This is a genomic window from Cupriavidus basilensis (assembly GCF_029335485.1).
Lineage (GTDB): Bacteria > Pseudomonadota > Gammaproteobacteria > Burkholderiales > Burkholderiaceae > Cupriavidus > Cupriavidus basilensis_E.
On record NZ_JARJLM010000688.1, the window covers coordinates 1 to 14,385 of the forward strand.

15 protein-coding genes are annotated in these 14,385 nt (G+C 66.1%); 6 read left to right on the forward strand and 9 right to left on the reverse strand.

The window, feature by feature from the left end; translation table 11 throughout:
- The 3 genes from serB to P3W85_RS42435 form a co-directional block, all read right to left on the reverse strand.
- Positions 1-851 (reverse strand): phosphoserine phosphatase SerB (gene serB / locus P3W85_RS42425; protein WP_276269218.1); only part of this gene is annotated, 851 nt, incomplete at its 3' end.
- Positions 852-1,106: 255 nt separating this feature from the next.
- A complete protein-coding gene (locus P3W85_RS42430; protein ID WP_276269219.1) occupies positions 1,107-2,108 on the reverse strand; it encodes a Bug family tripartite tricarboxylate transporter substrate binding protein in 1,002 nt (333 codons plus the stop codon).
- A gap of 51 nt (positions 2,109-2,159) precedes the next feature.
- Complete coding sequence (locus tag P3W85_RS42435; RefSeq protein ID WP_276269220.1) at positions 2,160-3,323, reverse strand: M20 family metallopeptidase; 1,164 nt, start codon at positions 3,321-3,323, stop codon at positions 2,160-2,162.
- Between the two features lie 90 nt (positions 3,324-3,413).
- Here P3W85_RS42435 and P3W85_RS42440 point away from each other — a divergent pair, with 90 nt between their 5' ends.
- From P3W85_RS42440 to P3W85_RS42450, 3 genes are all read left to right on the forward strand, one after another.
- Positions 3,414-4,352 carry a MurR/RpiR family transcriptional regulator gene (locus P3W85_RS42440; RefSeq protein ID WP_051078465.1) on the forward strand — a complete coding sequence of 313 codons (939 nt, stop codon included), beginning with the start codon at positions 3,414-3,416 and terminating at the stop codon, positions 4,350-4,352.
- Positions 4,353-4,471: 119 nt separating this feature from the next.
- Complete coding sequence (locus P3W85_RS42445; protein WP_276269221.1) at positions 4,472-5,299, forward strand: AraC family transcriptional regulator; 828 nt, start codon at positions 4,472-4,474, stop codon at positions 5,297-5,299.
- Between the two features lie 82 nt (positions 5,300-5,381).
- Positions 5,382-5,783: a cupin domain-containing protein gene (locus P3W85_RS42450; protein WP_276269222.1), complete on the forward strand. Its 402-nt coding sequence runs from the start codon at positions 5,382-5,384 to the stop codon at positions 5,781-5,783.
- A 69-nt stretch (positions 5,784-5,852) separates the two neighbouring features.
- Here P3W85_RS42450 and P3W85_RS42455 read toward each other — a convergent pair whose 3' ends face one another.
- On the reverse strand, positions 5,853-6,539 hold the full coding sequence (locus P3W85_RS42455; protein WP_276269223.1) for a Vgb family protein: 687 nt from the start codon (positions 6,537-6,539) through the stop codon (positions 5,853-5,855).
- A gap of 9 nt (positions 6,540-6,548) precedes the next feature.
- Positions 6,549-7,769, reverse strand: a complete 1,221-nt coding sequence (locus tag P3W85_RS42460; protein WP_276269224.1) for a helix-turn-helix domain-containing protein — start codon at positions 7,767-7,769, stop codon at positions 6,549-6,551.
- Between the two features lie 125 nt (positions 7,770-7,894).
- On the opposite strand from P3W85_RS42460, the gene P3W85_RS42465 reads away from it, so the two are divergent.
- Together P3W85_RS42465 and P3W85_RS42470 are read left to right on the forward strand one after the other, a co-directional pair.
- Positions 7,895-8,659, forward strand: a complete 765-nt coding sequence (locus tag P3W85_RS42465) for a DUF899 domain-containing protein (RefSeq protein WP_276269225.1) — start codon at positions 7,895-7,897, stop codon at positions 8,657-8,659.
- A gap of 53 nt (positions 8,660-8,712) precedes the next feature.
- Complete coding sequence (locus P3W85_RS42470) at positions 8,713-9,504, forward strand: DUF2182 domain-containing protein (protein WP_276269226.1); 792 nt, start codon at positions 8,713-8,715, stop codon at positions 9,502-9,504.
- A 185-nt stretch (positions 9,505-9,689) separates the two neighbouring features.
- Here the strand turns inward: P3W85_RS42470 and P3W85_RS42475 are convergent, their stop codons facing one another.
- The 3 genes from P3W85_RS42475 to P3W85_RS42485 form a co-directional block, all read right to left on the reverse strand.
- Positions 9,690-10,331 carry a DsbA family oxidoreductase gene (locus tag P3W85_RS42475; protein WP_276269227.1) on the reverse strand — a complete coding sequence of 214 codons (642 nt, stop codon included), beginning with the start codon at positions 10,329-10,331 and terminating at the stop codon, positions 9,690-9,692.
- 444 nt (positions 10,332-10,775) lie between these two features.
- The gene (locus P3W85_RS45405; RefSeq protein WP_346430334.1) at positions 10,776-11,096 is read right to left on the reverse strand and encodes a high-potential iron-sulfur protein; all 321 of its coding nucleotides are present in this window, start codon (positions 11,094-11,096) and stop codon (positions 10,776-10,778) included.
- Between the two features lie 21 nt (positions 11,097-11,117).
- Positions 11,118-12,440 carry a cytochrome C gene (locus P3W85_RS42485; RefSeq protein WP_276269228.1) on the reverse strand — a complete coding sequence of 441 codons (1,323 nt, stop codon included), beginning with the start codon at positions 12,438-12,440 and terminating at the stop codon, positions 11,118-11,120.
- A 303-nt stretch (positions 12,441-12,743) separates the two neighbouring features.
- Between P3W85_RS42485 and P3W85_RS42490 the strand changes: the two genes are divergently transcribed.
- The gene (locus P3W85_RS42490; protein ID WP_276269229.1) at positions 12,744-13,415 is read left to right on the forward strand and encodes a lytic transglycosylase domain-containing protein; all 672 of its coding nucleotides are present in this window, start codon (positions 12,744-12,746) and stop codon (positions 13,413-13,415) included.
- A gap of 60 nt (positions 13,416-13,475) precedes the next feature.
- On the opposite strand, the gene P3W85_RS42495 is transcribed toward P3W85_RS42490, so the two are convergent.
- Positions 13,476-14,360, reverse strand: coding sequence for a peptidylprolyl isomerase (locus P3W85_RS42495; RefSeq protein ID WP_276269230.1), 885 nt, complete (start codon positions 14,358-14,360; stop codon positions 13,476-13,478).
- Positions 14,361-14,385: the final 25 nt, after the last annotated feature.

Genomic DNA, 14,385 nt, shown 5'->3' on the forward strand with positions numbered 1-14,385 from the left:
TGCGGGAACAATTGCAGCAAGCCATCCAGCCCCACGTGGTTGAACGCCACGCTGGCCTGGGCGCGCACCACCGGCTTGGCCCGGAAGGCCACCGACAGGCCGGCGACGGCCATCATCTTGAGGTCGTTGGAGCCGTCGCCCATGACGATGGCCTGGGACGGGTCCGCGCCGATCTGCGCGCACACTTCCTGCACCGTGCGGGCCTTGACGTCGGCATTGACGATCTCGCCCAGCACCTGGCCGGTGAGCTTGCCGTCGACAATCTCCAGCGTGTTCGCGCGGGTCACGTCAAGCTTCAGGCGGGGCTTCAGCTTGTCGGTGAAGTGCACGAAGCCGCCCGATACCAGCAGGGTGTGCATGCCCAGTGCCTGCACGGCCCGGAGCATGTTTTCCGCGCCAGGCGACAGGCGCAGGCGCTCTTCGTAGACGCGATCCAGCACGCTGGCGTCCAGTCCCTTGAGCAGGGCCACGCGGCGGCGCAGGCTTTCGTTGAAATCGGTGATCTCGCCGCGCATGGCGGCCTCGGTGATGGCCGAGACCTCCGCCTTGAGCCCGCAGAAATCGGCGATCTCGTCGATGCACTCGATGGTGATCAGCGTGGAGTCCATATCCATCGCCACCAGCTTGAACTCCGACAGCCTGCGGCTGGCGGGTACGATCGCCCAGTCGATGGCGCGCGGGCCGCAGTAGGCGTCGAGCGCTTCACGCAGGGCCGGCGTCAGCGCGGCGCTGGCGTCCGCAGCGGCCACGGTCTCGGCGCGCAGCGCGAGCGCGGGGGCCTGGGCGATGGCACGGATGGCATCGATATCGTTGGCGGACAGCGGGGCGGGACTTTGCAGAATCAGGGACATGGCGCGAATGCCGGGCCGGGCAGGCCGGCGGATGGCGGTAAGTGCGGAGTACATGCCGCGGTGGCGGCGAAGACCGCTATTGTATATGCGTGCGCGCATGCGGCGCAGCCAGCCTGGGCCCGGGCTGACGCCGCAGGCACATCGGCCTTGCACTGCGCGGCCAGATCGCTCCACCCCATGGCCTCATGCGCCGGCCTGGCGGCCGGCGTCGGCACGCGGTTCCGGCCTCATGCAAAGCGGGCCGGTCCGCCGCACTCACTCCGCCGAGATTTTGGCTCGCCGCACCACTTCGCCATAGCGCTGCATCCGCTCGGCCATCATCCGCTCGAAGGCGGCTGGCGCCATCTCCTCGGGCGGGACCACGCCCCGCGCGCGCAGTGCCGCCTGCATGGCGGGATCGCTGGCGGCCTGGCGCACCGCCTGGTAGAGCTTCCGCACCACCGGCTCGGGCGTGCCGGCAGGCGCGGCGATGCCCGTCCAGGAACTCAGGTTGAGCTGCGGATAGCCCAGTTCAGCCAGTGTCGGCACATCGGGCAGTTGCGGCAGGCGCTGTTCGGAGGCCACCGCCAGCGCACGCACCTTTCCTTCCTTGATATAGGGCAGCATGATGACCAGGTTGTCGAGGATGAACTGGACCTCATTGCTCAGCACCGCCGTGATCAGATGCGTGCCGCCGCGATAGGGAATGTGCGTGGCATAGATGCCGGTGCTGGCCTTGAGCATCTCCACATTCAGCTGGCCCATGCTGCCGACCCCGCCGCTGCCGTAGTCGAGCTTGCCCGGGTGTTTCTTCGCGTAGGCAAGGAACTCCGCGAAGGTACGCACCGGCAAGCTGGCGTGCACGACCAGGGCGTTGGGCTGGCGCCCCAGGATGGCGATATTCTCGAAATCCTTGATCGGGTCGTAGCCCAGCTTCGGCTGGGTCAAGGGGTTGGCCAGATGGCTGCTCTGGGAGGACACCACCAGCGTATAGCCATCGGGCTTGCTGCGCGCCACCGCCTGCGTGGCTACCGAGCCGCCGGCGCCGGGCCGGTTGTCGACGACCACCGGCACGCCGAGGATGCGTGAAAGCGGTTCCGAGTACTGGCGCGCCATGATGTCCACCGAGCCACCGGGCGGAAAGGGCACCACCAGCGTGACAGGACGCGAGGGATAGGCGCCCTGGGCATGCAGGGCCAGAGGTGCGGCACACGCGAGCGCGGCTGCGCTGAGGCCGGTACGAAGGAAACGGCGGCGGGAGGATGGCACGTTCTGCATGGCAGTGAGGTGAAAGTAGTTAAAAAAACGGTGCAGGCGGAAAGTGCCGGCTCAACGCAGCTCGAGGATGGCGAGCGCCAATGCCCGAGCCCGCGGCACGAAGGTGGAAAGCTCGCAGTACTCGCGCTCGGTGTGCGCATGGCCGCCCACCGGGCCGGTGCCGCACAGCGTGGGTGTGCCCACCGAGGCGGTGAGGCCGCTATCGGCCGCGCCACCGGTGAACTCGCCCTCCACCGCGAAGCCCAGCCGCTGCGCGCCGCGCTGGTACAGCGCCAGCAGGGCGTCGGGCGTCCGCGCCATCGGCTGGGTGCGGCGCATGGCAGTGATCCGGCCCCGTGTGCGTGGCGGCGATTCGGCCTCGACGATGGCGCGCACTTGCGCATACAGCGCATCGACGTCCGTGTCAGCCGTGAAGCGCACGTCGAGCTGGGCCTGCGCATGCGGCGCCACCATATTGGGCACGATGCCGCCCTTCACGCAGCCCACATTGGTGGTGATGCCGCGTTCGGCATCGGTCAGCGCGTGCAGCGCCAGGATCTTCTGCGCAAGCGCGTCGATGGCACTGGCGCCCTGGGCATGGTTGATGCCCGCGTGCGCGGCTACGCCCTCGACTTCGAACTCCACCACCATCGACCCCTTGCGTCCGGTCACCAGGTTACCGCTGACGCGGCCGGGCTCGGCGTTGAACACGGTGCGCGCACCGCGCGCCACGTCCATGATCCGTTCCCGCGTGGCGGACGATCCGATCTCCTCGTCGCAGGAAAAGAACAGCCGCAGCGGCGAGCCATTGCCGCCGAAGCGCGCCAGGGCTTCGGCCACGAACACATTCATCACCAGCCCCGATTTCATGTCGGCCACGCCGGGTCCGTAGGCGCGTCCGTCCTCCACGCGGAAGGGCCGCCGCGCCGCCGTGCCGGCCGGGAACACGGTGTCCATATGGCCCATGAGCAGAATGGGCGCGCCGTCGCCGGAGCCGCGCACCTGCGCATCCAGGCATACACCGTAGCCGGGCACGGCATGCAGCGTGACCGCAATGCCGGCGGCCTCCAGGCGTGCGCGCAGGACCTCCGCCACGGCCGTCACGCCGGCTTCCTGCCGGCTGCCGCTGTCGATGTCGACAATGCGCTGCAGCAGCGCCTGCATCTCGGCCTGCTGGCCGCCCAGCCAATCGATCACCTTGCCGGCCGCCTGGGCAAGCATCGCGCTATCCGACATATGGGACCCGCTCCTTCCGTTGTATGGAAATGATTTGCGTATTGCAAAGGTGATATGATCATGCAATACACATTGCAACGTGTCAACACCATGAAAAATCGCCAGGAGACTCCCCACCAGAGCGCCACGCTGCTCGAGCGCCTCGCGCGCGAGGCGGCCACGCTGACCGCCCGCGAGCGCGCCTTGGCCGATGCACTGGGCCGCGACTATCCGCATGCGCTGCTGGAATCGGCCACGGCGCTTGCAGCCCAGCACGGCACGAGCGCTTCGACGGTGGTGCGGCTGTTCGCCAAGCTGGGCTATGCCAGTTACTCCGACGCCCAGCGCGAAGCACGGGCCAGCGTGACCGCGCTCCTGCCCACCGCGGGCCAGCGCGCCCCAGCCACCATCGGCAACAAGCGCACGCTGCGCGCCTGCGTGGACGACGCGCTGCTGCACGACCAGCACAACCTGGCTGCCACCCACGAAGCGCTGGACATCGCAGCCTTCGAGGCGATTGCGCGCCTGCTGGCCGATCCGCGCGGCCGGCTGTTCGTGCTGGCGCAGAAAAACAGCGCGCCGGTTGGCGCATGGCTGGCGCTGCACCTGAACATGTGCCGGCCGCAGGTGCAGGAGTTGGGCGCCGGAGCGGTGACCGCGACGGACGCCATGCTGTGGGTGGAACCGGAGGACGTGCTTCTGACTTTCAGCATCCGCCGCTATTCCAGCGCGCCGGTCAGCATCGCTCGCGCCTTTCGCGAACGCGGTGCGCGCGTGATCGCGATTTGCGACAGCCCGGCCGCGCCGCTGATTCCGCTGTCGCATCATCATTTACTGGTCCGCACGGCCAATGCCTCACCCTTCGATTCCTATACGGCAGCCTTTTTCCTGTGCAATGCGCTGGTCTCGGCGGTAGCGCAATTGCGCCATCCGGATGTCATCAAGGCGCTGCAACGGCGCGACGCACTGTGGGAAGCCTTCGAATCCGATCCTGTCGACGGCCTGCGCCGCGGCGCACCTGGCGGCACCGCGGGCAGTCCGCGCAGCTAAGATTGCGGATGCAACCGGTGGATGCAACGGACCGGGGAAATCGTTCGGCGGGTGGTTCGTGGTTCAGTGCTTTCCTTGAACGCGCCTTCAATCCGCGCCGCCCCAATGAGAGAGACACGATGAATCAGCAAACAGATCATGGCCGCACCGACTGGCTGCTTCGAGCCGAGCCGGTGCAGGGCGTCGAGCGTATCGAGGCCTTCTTTCTAGGCAACGCCTATGCGCTGCATCGGCACGATACCTACGCGATCGGCCGGACGCTCACCGGCGTACAGAGCTTCAACTATCGGCGTGGCAAGCGCCGCAGCTTGCCCGGCCATACGATGGTTCTCCATCCCGACGAGCCGCACGACGGTCAGGCCGGCACCGACGAAGGCTTTCGCTACCGGATGATCTATGTTGAACCGGCGCTGTTTCAGGCGGTGCTGGGCGGCAAGGCACTGCCGTTCATCGAGGGGGGCCTGACGAGGGACCCCCGTCTTCTGCATGCCACGCAGACCTTGCTCCAGCAGATGTCTCACCCGCTCGAGCCGCTCGAACAGGATGACGCACTCGTCGAACTGGCGTTCGCGCTCGATGCGGCATCCGGTGCACCGCCGGCGCGTGCCTCGGCGGACTTTGCCAGCGCGCGGATAGCGCGCGAATATCTGCACGCGGCGTGGCAACGCACCGTCACGCTGGATGAACTCGCGGCGGCGACCGGCAGTGACCGCTGGAGTCTATCGCGCGATTTCCGCACGTTCTATGGTACGAGCCCGTATCGCTACCTGACGATGCGCCGCCTCGAGGCCGCGCGCAGGCTGATGCTGCAAGGCATGGCGCTGATCGACGTGGCGGAGGCCGCCGGTTTTGCCGACCAGAGCCACATGACGCGGCATTTCACGAAGACGTATGGGATTCCTCCGGCACGCTGGCTGCGGATGGCAAGCGGCTCGGGCAGGAACTGAGCCGGCACGCACAATCGTTCAAGACGTGGCTCTGGCATGCACCGTAAGCTCGTTGCATCCCCAACCGCAAACGGAGCAACACATGAACGAGGCATCCCAGCCAGCACCGGCATCCCGCGGCCAGCGCGTCGCCATCAACCTGCTCGACAAGGTCAGTCGACTCGATGGCCATTGGCAACCGCGCGTCGTTGCGGAAATGAATGACTACCAGTTCAAAGTGGTGAAGATCGAAGGCGATTTCCTGTGGCACGCGCACGCAGACACCGACGAGACCTTCATCGTGCTCGAAGGTGTGTTGCGAATCGATTTCCGCGACGGCGCCGAGTTGCTGCACGCAGGCGAGATGGCGGTGGTGCCCAGGGGCGTCGAACACAAGCCGTATGCGGCGAGCGAAGTGAAGATGCTGCTGATCGAGCCGCGCGGCGTTCTGAATACCGGCGACGCGGAAAACGACAGGACGGCACCGAATGATATCTGGGTTTGATTCGTCAGGACGAAGACGTTCGGCCCGGTACTTCCGCTGCGCGAGCCGCGTCCCGGAGGACCGCTTCGATTACTCGCCGGCGGCGTCGGCGGGGATCCCGGCGCTGCTGCCGGACGCGGGGTTTCGCCTGGGGCGGCGAACGGTTCGCACCGTCCCGCTGTTTCCGCCTCCGCAGAAGAACCGATCGCCGCCATCGGACTCGAGTCCCGACACGCCTGCGCCAGGCGGCATATCGAGCTTCTCCAGGACTTCTCCCGTTCCAGGGTCGATCTGCCTCAGTTCGCCTTCGTCACCTTCCCAGGTGCCGTGCCAGAGCTCTCCGTCGATCCAGGTGACCCCGGTGACGAAGCGGTTGGACTCGATGGTGCGAAGGATCGCCCCTGTCTGGGGATCGACCTGATGGATCTTGCGCTCCCGGTACTGTCCCACCCAGAGCGTCCCTTCGGCCCAGGCGAGCCCGGAGTCACCGCCGCCGCCGGGCGCCGGGATCGTGGAGAGCACATGGCCGGTCTTCGGATCGATCTTCTGGATGCGGTCCTCGGCGATCTGAAAGAGGTACTTGCCGTCGAAGGCCGTTCCCGCATGCGCGGCGACGTCAAGCGAGCGCAGCACCTGCCCGCTCGCCGGATCCAGGGCGTTCAGCTTGTCTCCGGCAGCAAACCAGACGTGCTGACCGTCATACGTGACCCCGTGCACGCTGTCGACACCCGGAAAGGGGCCATATTCACGGATGATTTCGGCTGATGATCTTTTCATGCGCGCATCCTAATCGCCTGGTAGCGGAGCGGGGAGTAACAAGGTCGTCGCGAATCCCGGCACGGGCGGGGTGATCCAGCGGCGCGCCCGCCCGCGGCCAAACGACTGCGCCTTGCCTGTTGCCGCAAGCGAGTCGAGCGCGCGCTGCACGGTGCGCTGGCTGGCGCCAAGCGCAAGCGCCAGGGCCGAGCTCGACCACGACTCGCCGTCGGCGAGGAAGGCGAGCACCGTCGCGTGTTCCTCCTCGACCGGCGGCGCCAGCACGGCGATCTCGCGTGCGTGGGGCGGCGCCAGCGCAAATCCTCGCCTGGTCGCGCTCACGCCGGCCAGCGTCCGAAGCGCCGCGCGAAGCCGGCCGACTTCGACTCGCAGCCGTGCGCGATGCGATTCATCGGCAAGCTTTGTCCGGAACACCCGCGCGATGAGCGTGTCCCTCGGCACGTCCGCGGGCCAGGCTTCGCCCAGCGCGCGTGCGAGCGCGAACAGCACCGGACGCCTCGCGAGCGAGACCACCGTGCCTGCGTCGCGCACGGCAAGGCGGCACGCGTCCACGACGAGCGCCCCCGACGCCAGCAAGGCTTCAACTTCCTCGAGCAGCAGGAGCCGTTCCTCGCCACGCGCAATCAGGCGCGCCGCGGGCTGGTCCAGGAGGAGGGACGCACTGTCGACCTCAGCGGTCAGCGCAGGGATGCCTGCGTGGAGCGCAGCTCGCCCGGCCCGGGCGAGCGCGGCGCGCGCCGTCCTTGTCCGCAGGCGCCGCATCGCGATCCCCGCGACGACCAGCTCGTGAGCGGCCCTTGACGCGGGCGGGAAGGGCGCGGGGTCGAGCTCGGCGAGCGTGCGCTCGGCCTCGTCGAGGCGCCCGGTCAGGAGCAGGCGCCGGACCTCGAGATACCGCGCATGCGCGGCGTTCGCCAGGTCGCCGTGCGCTTCGAGTGTTGCCCGCGCCGCGTCGAGCGCTTTCGCAGGCCAGCCCAGGTCGCGCGAGACGAGCGCGATCTCGGCCTCGGCGACGACACAGCGCGCGCGGGCCACGGCCTCTTTCGGGCCGAAGGCACGCGCCGCGCTGCGCACGAGCGCCTTCGCCCGAACCAGATCGCCGAGTTGCGCCATCGCGATGCCGCGAAGCGCGAGCGCAGGCGCGTCGTCGCGCAAGGCGACCCGGTTCAGCGCCCCGAGCGGATCACCCGCCGCGAGCGCGCGCGCGGCGGCCGTAATCAGTGAATCCATCCGAATCCCGCCACACTTGTCACTCCCACCGTTCGATGTCCGAGCCTAATCTATCACACAAGCACCAACCAGTTCGTCGTATCGGGAACCGAACGAACGGCGAAAGACACCCAACGGAGGGAAGCATGACGACACACATGACCGGAACACGTGAAGCGTGGCTGGCAGCGCGGCTCGAGCTGCTCGAAGCGGAAAAGGAGTTGACGCGGCGCAGCGACGAGCTGGCGCGGCGGCGCCAGGCGCTGCCGTGGGTCCGGGTCGACAAGGCGTACCGGTTCGAGACCGATGAGGGGAGCGCCTCGCTGGCGGACCTCTTCAGGGGACGCTCGCAGCTCCTCGTCTACCACTTCATGTTTGGGCCCGACTATACGGCGGGGTGCCCGTCCTGCTCGGCGATCGCGGACGGGTTCGACGGCTTCGCGATCCACCTGGCGAACCACGATGTCACGCTGTCGGCGGTGTCGCGGGCGCCGATCGCGAAGCTGCAGGCGTACAAGCGGCGGATGGGGTGGACGTTTCCCTGGGCGTCCTCGCTCGGCGGCGATTTTAACTTCGACTTCAATGTCTCGTTCACCGAGCAGCAGCAGCGCGAGGGGAGCATCGAATACAACTACCGGCGCGGCGAACACGCGATGGACGCGACAACCGCCCCGGAACCCGTCGTCCAGTTCGCGGCCACATGCGGAACCGACGCGCCCACGTACTCGCGCGACAGGCCGGGCCTGAGCGCGTTCGTGCTCGAGGACGGCGTCGTCTACCACACCTATTCCACCTTTGCACGCGGACTGGACGGTCTCTGGGGCATGTACCAGTGGCTCGACCGTGCGCCCAGGGGTCGCAACGAGACCGGTCCCTGGTGGCGCCGCCACGACGAGTACGGCAAGCGCTGAGGCGAGTCATGCCTGTCGTTGGCGCAACCGTGCGGCGGGAGATCTTGCGACGCATGGTTTCCGAACGGACTTCCCGGCGAGCCTTCTTCGGCGTCTCGGCGTTGCTCTTCGCCGCCAGCGTGGCGGTGACGGTGGTCTGGCGGGCGTCCATGCCGGCGATGGCGGGGATGCCGATGCCCGGCGGCTGGACGATGTCGATGGCGTGGATGCGGATGTGCGGGCAGACGTGGCCCGGCGTCGCGGCGTCGTTCCTCGGCATGTGGGGCGCGATGATGGTGGCGATGATGTTGCCATCCCTGGTGCCCACGCTGTGGCGCTACCGCCAGGCCGCCGGCGGGGCAGGCGAGACACGCCTGGGCCGGCTGGCCGCGCTGGCGGGCGTGGGGTACTTCCTCGTATGGACCGGGCTAGGCATGGCCGCCTTTGCGCTGGGCGCCGCGCTGGCGGCGGCAGAGATGCAGCTGCCGGCGCTGGCGCGCGCCGTTCCGGTCGCGACCGGTGCGGTCGTCCTGATCGCCGGTGCGCTCCAGTTCACCGCATGGAAGGCGCATCACCTCGCTTGCTGCCGGGCGTTTCCGGGGCGCGGCAGCAGATTGCCGGCGGACGCCGCGACGGCCTGGCGACACGGCCTGCGCCTCGGCCTTCACTGCAGCTGCGCCTGTGCTGGCCTGACGGCGATCCTTCTCGCCATCGGGGTCATGGACCTGCGTGCAATGGCTGTCGTGACGGCAACCATCACGGTCGAACGTCTCGCACCGTGTGGTGAGCGTGTGGCGCGCGCCATCGGCACCGTCATCGTCTGGGCAGGGTTGCTACTGATCGCGCGGGCAGCCGGGCCTGGATGACGCTTCTCGCATGGCAGGCCTGGATTGCGTGCACCGCGCGCCCGGGACCATGCGTGTCGGTCTGCGAGGGCAAATCGGAAAAAGCGCAACCGTGCCGCAAGGGGTGCTGCAGCCACATGCCGGTCAGCGCCTTGTTCGCAGGCAGTATTGATCCGGCGAGCCGCCGCTACGGCGGGATGCCACGGCTACTGATCGGCCAGAATCTGCCGGATAGCTTGCTCGAAGGCTTCCACGGGTTGTCCGCCGGTCACTAGATAGCGGTTGTCAAAGATGATCGACGGCACCGACTGGATGCCCATTGCCTGGTACTCCCTTTCTTCGGCACGAACCTCACCGGCGTAGCCGCCGCTTTGGAGTATGTGGCGTGCCTGTGCGGCGTCAAGTCCCACCGATTCCGCGGCTTCGACCAGAACATCGTGGCTGCTCGGGTCTTTTCCCTCGCCATGGTAAGCCCGCAGGAGCGCCAGTTTGAGCGGCAACTGCCTGCCTTCGATCCCGGCCCAATGCAGCAGGCGGTGCGCGTCGAAGGTGTTGTAGACGCGTGTACGCGGGCCGAAGGCAAAGCCAACGCCAGCACCACGCTCGCGGATCATGGCCTGAGTCTGCGCAATCTGGGCTTGCGTGCGTCCGTATTTCCTGCCGAGATAATCAGCGATGGCCTCTCCGTCCGCTCCCATCTGCGGATTCAGTTCGAAGGGGTGCATGACGATGTGGGCGTCAACGGTGTCGCCAAGGCGCGATAGTGCAAGCTGGAGCGAGGACAGGCCTATAGCGCACCATGGGCATGCGATATCTGAGACAAAATCGATTCTAAGCGGTTGTGTCATGGCTTTCCTGTTGGGGTGGCCTGCCGCGCAACTGGTCCGGTATGGGGGCGGCAGGCGCGGACAGGGTAGCCCAAATTGCCAATGCCTGCAGGATCGTCGGCGGTCCGGGGCATGAAGAGCACCGCTCTCGACTGGCCGTGCGCACAAGGCTGCCGGTCTTCGCCTGCGCCAGGCGATGGGGCGAGCACGGGCGCCACGGTGAACCTGGGCAAGCACGTCAAGCTATACGCCTTTGCATCTCCTTGCGGCACGGTCCGCACCGGCTTGCCCAGAGATTGATGACGGCAATGCGGCCGGCCGCTGCGGCCGGCGTGATGCGCCGGCCGTCAACGGGCTGGATGTCGAATGCCGGGACGGGTTCCCCGCTAGCAGCAGGATTGGCAGCAGACGCATCTTCGGCTTCGCCATTGCGTTGCTGAAGGGAGGCAGGATTCGGGAAATGATTTACCGGGGTGAATAGGCCATGCACCACCCGTGCGGACTGATGGGGCCTTCCAGAACCTTGCAGGTGCCGGTTTCCGCATCGGGAGCGGTCGGTGGCCTGAATGAAGAGCACCCGGAGCACGAGTGGCCATCCTTGGGGCTGTCCTGGTAGTGCAGCATCCCCTTCGTTGCCGACCCTGCCTTGCCGGAGAGCGAGTGAATCGCGATTGGAATCAGCGCAATGGAGCCCAGCACGATCGTGCCTCGACGAAGCAGAGTCCGGCGCGATAACGGTATGATTGTTTTCACGGCATTTCCTCCCGAATGTTCCTCAATGTCCATAGCGATGCATCAATACGTCCCTTAGAACATGAACCACGCATAGAAGAACAGGGTGTTGTTATCCGCTGCGCGTCTGAGCGTCCCGTCGAAGTTCGAGTGACTGCCATTGAATTTGGTATAGCCGGTGTATTGAAGCCCGAAGCGAACATTCATTTGCGGGTCCCACGCAAACTTGAACTTGGGCCAATAGTTCAGCTCGACGATGTAGCCCGACGTATCCGGTTTGCCCGTGGTCGTGCCGAACCTTGCGAAATCGGCGTCGCCAGTCACCTTGAACGCGCCGGCGGTGATGCCGTAGGTGCGGTCGTACAGATAGGTGATCTTCGCCCGGGTCGAGCGCAGCTTCGAGCTGGGATTGTCATTGGTGCCGTTCGGGAAACCCGATCGCCAGTCGGTCTTCTCGTCGATCATGGCAGCCTGTGCGCTGATGATGTGCCGGTCGTCCTTGCTGAAGAACTGGTATTGGGCATCGAAGCCAAGATCGCGGAAGCGGTCTCCGGGTGTTCCGCTGCTGCCCGGTGCTTCGACGCTTGCAATCGTGCCGAAGTGGCCGATCGTAAAGCTCTGATGCTCCCCGCCCAGTGTGTAGGCGATGCGCCAGTACGGATTGGCGCCATTGAGCGTGACTCTCTGATTGTCTGGAGTACCCTCGCGCAGGACCGAAAGCGCCCCTTTTGCCGTCTGATACGAGGTTGCCTCGAGGTATAGCGAATCCAGCAGGTATGCGTAGCCACCAGCCCCGGCCACGCGCGCACCCGACTCGATGAATGTCAGGGCGCCCCGGCCCGGGGCCGCGATACTCGGGCTCCAGTACGGAAAGCTCCAGGCCGGCGCCGTATTGAAGACGTCCTGGACGGTGGGGTTGTTATGCAGTGTCAGGCCGAAGATCGTTGGCTTTTCTTCCGATCCCAGGAGTTTCACCAGGCGCAGATCCGTATTGTCGAGCGCGCTATGCCCGACGAAGGTTTGGTTGTCCGTGGTGCTGATATTGTTGTAGGTGTACTGGATGAAAGCCCCGGCGTTATCCGTGATCTTGCCGCCGGAGAAAAGGCTGATGGCTTCTGCAACAAACTCTTTATTCTTGCCGAAAAGCTTGTCTCCGGTCGACTTGTCGGTATTGTCGTTGATGGAGTTGCGCGAGACCACTGCCATCAGGGCGAGTGGAACCGTTTCGCGTTCACCCAGCGTGTATCCTCCAAGCTTGAATTTCCGGCCGAACGGAGTCAGCTCGGGATAGATCGTGTGGCAGGAAGCGCAGGCCAGGCCCGTTTGCCTGGCAAAGAGCGGATTCGCTTCGGTACGCGGAACGGCGGCGAATCCGGCTAGCAGGTAAAGCGCTAGCATGACGCCTCTAATGACTGTGCAGGGGGCTTTCATTGCGGTACTCCCGTCTGTCCTTGACTCGGCTCCAGCTTGTAAGAAATTCTAGGCCGCCCGCATGCGGTCTTTAAGGAGGAGAACTACTCCTGCTCATCTGGGTGGGATCACCATTGGCGTGCCGGGAACAGAGTGCGCAAGCCTTGCCCGGGCAGCGGGCGCGATGCAAGGCGGATCTCCAGCGATGGTTTGCCCTACCGCGGCAGTAGGGGCGCGACCCATACCATGCCGCATCGCTTGTCCGCAGAATGCAGTCTGGGGGATATCCAGATGCGTGTTCGTGTGTTGCCGCCCTTGTTGAGAGTCAGCCTTCTCGTTGCGTCCTTCGCACTGGGCCTGGCTTGCCCGCGCGTGGCCGGCGCGCAGATCTTCGGTTCCGTGAACGCCGACGGATCGATCATGCTGACCAACAGTCCGGGTAATCCGGCGCTGCACCTGGTAGTCACCGCCAGCGAACCGGCAGCGCGCGGCGCAAGAAAAGACCCCCCGGCTGCTGCCCCGGCCTCGCCGGATGCCGCTCGGTATGCCGAGATCATCGCCGAGGCTAGCCGCGACACGCGCGTGCCACCGGAACTGATCACGGCCGTGATCGCGGTCGAATCCGGATACAACCCGAATGCGGTGTCCAGGAAGGGCGCGCGGGGCCTGATGCAATTGATGCCGGAGACCGCAAGGCGGTTCTCCGCCGGCGACATACTCAATCCCCGCGACAATGTGCGGGCCGGCGCAAAGTACCTGCGTTTTCTTCTGGATCTGTTCAGGGATGATATCGAGCTGGCGCTGGCGGCGTACAACGCGGGAGAGAACGCGGTGATCCAGGCCGGCTATCACATCCCGGCCTATGCGGAGACGCAGAGCTATGTGCCGATGGTCATGGCCCACTATCGGCGCTTGAGCGGGGGCAGCGGCTATCCGCGGGCGCCGTTCTCGCTGCGTCAGTGACAGTCGGTGACAGTCAGTGACAAGCGCCTCCGGCCTGTCGCCTGCCGGAGGCGCCTGCCGTCATTGCTGTATCGTCGCGCGTTGCACCTGGGCACCGATGAAGCCGGCGCTCGCGTTCTTGAGGGCGAGGATCTGCAGCTGCTGGCGAATCGCGCCCTTCATCTGGTCGAAGGTCGGCACGTGTGCCGCCCGTTTGGCTTCCAGCTTGACGATCACGCGCACGTTGTCGACGACAAGCGGCGCGGGCGTGACGCCGCCGGCCGGCAGTTGCGCCGCGGCCTGGGCGACGGCCAGCGGCACACCTTGCGTCTTTCCCTCGGTTGCCGGCGTCTTGAAACTGACCCACGGCATTTCGCCACCGTCTTCCTTGCTTGCCGCAATGCTGTACTCGCGCACGAGCGCGTCGAACGCAGTGCCCGACTTCAATCGTTCCAGCACCTTCGCCGCCGTTGCGTCATCGGCAACGGAGAGAATCCGCAGTTTGTACTCCTCCTCTCCCATCGACCCTACAATTTCGCTGTAGCGAGCCTGGACCTGGGCGTCCGTGATCGGCTCGGGATGCACGTTGTCCCGCAGGTAGAGTTCAGTCTCGGTAGCGGCCTTGCTTGCATTGACGGCTTCCACCACCGCCGGCTTCGCGCCGTAGTTCTGTTTCTCGGCACCCTGGCGCAGCACCTCGCGCGCAATCAGCTCCTGCTTGAACAGCCGGCGCAGCTCGGGCGTATCCGGCTGACGCGCAGCGCGCATGGCGTCGCTGAGCCGCGACTGCGGAATCGGCACGCCATTGACGATCGCCAGGGTGTCCTTCGGCAAGCTGACGGCGGCTTTGCTGGTGGCGTCCTGGGCGGAAACGGGTGTTGCCTGGCCAAGCGCGAAGGCAAAGGAAACGGCCACGAGGGCCAAGGCGTTCGTATTCATTTGCGTGTCCCGGTTGCGTGTCGCCAACAAGCCCGTCGTCCTGGGCATAAGG

What these genes read in the sequence shown, in the direction of transcription:
- P3W85_RS42470 (WP_276269226.1), top strand. Translation starts at nt 8,713, where the DNA reads ATGGTTTCCGAACGGACTTCCCGGCGAGCCTTCTTCGGCGTCTCGGCG.
- P3W85_RS42485 (WP_276269228.1), bottom strand. Translation starts at nt 12,440, where the DNA reads ATGCTAGCGCTTTACCTGCTAGCCGGATTCGCCGCCGTTCCGCGTACC.
- P3W85_RS42450 (WP_276269222.1), top strand. Translation starts at nt 5,382, where the DNA reads ATGAACGAGGCATCCCAGCCAGCACCGGCATCCCGCGGCCAGCGCGTC.
- P3W85_RS42440 (WP_051078465.1), top strand. Translation starts at nt 3,414, where the DNA reads ATGAAAAATCGCCAGGAGACTCCCCACCAGAGCGCCACGCTGCTCGAG.
- P3W85_RS42445 (WP_276269221.1), top strand. Translation starts at nt 4,472, where the DNA reads ATGAATCAGCAAACAGATCATGGCCGCACCGACTGGCTGCTTCGAGCC.
- P3W85_RS42490 (WP_276269229.1), top strand. Translation starts at nt 12,744, where the DNA reads ATGCGTGTTCGTGTGTTGCCGCCCTTGTTGAGAGTCAGCCTTCTCGTT.
- P3W85_RS42455 (WP_276269223.1), bottom strand. Translation starts at nt 6,539, where the DNA reads ATGAAAAGATCATCAGCCGAAATCATCCGTGAATATGGCCCCTTTCCG.
- P3W85_RS45405 (WP_346430334.1), bottom strand. Translation starts at nt 11,096, where the DNA reads ATGGACATTGAGGAACATTCGGGAGGAAATGCCGTGAAAACAATCATA.
- P3W85_RS42435 (WP_276269220.1), bottom strand. Translation starts at nt 3,323, where the DNA reads ATGTCGGATAGCGCGATGCTTGCCCAGGCGGCCGGCAAGGTGATCGAT.
- P3W85_RS42460 (WP_276269224.1), bottom strand. Translation starts at nt 7,769, where the DNA reads ATGGATTCACTGATTACGGCCGCCGCGCGCGCGCTCGCGGCGGGTGAT.
- P3W85_RS42475 (WP_276269227.1), bottom strand. Translation starts at nt 10,331, where the DNA reads ATGACACAACCGCTTAGAATCGATTTTGTCTCAGATATCGCATGCCCA.
- P3W85_RS42430 (WP_276269219.1), bottom strand. Translation starts at nt 2,108, where the DNA reads ATGCAGAACGTGCCATCCTCCCGCCGCCGTTTCCTTCGTACCGGCCTC.
- P3W85_RS42465 (WP_276269225.1), top strand. Translation starts at nt 7,895, where the DNA reads ATGACGACACACATGACCGGAACACGTGAAGCGTGGCTGGCAGCGCGG.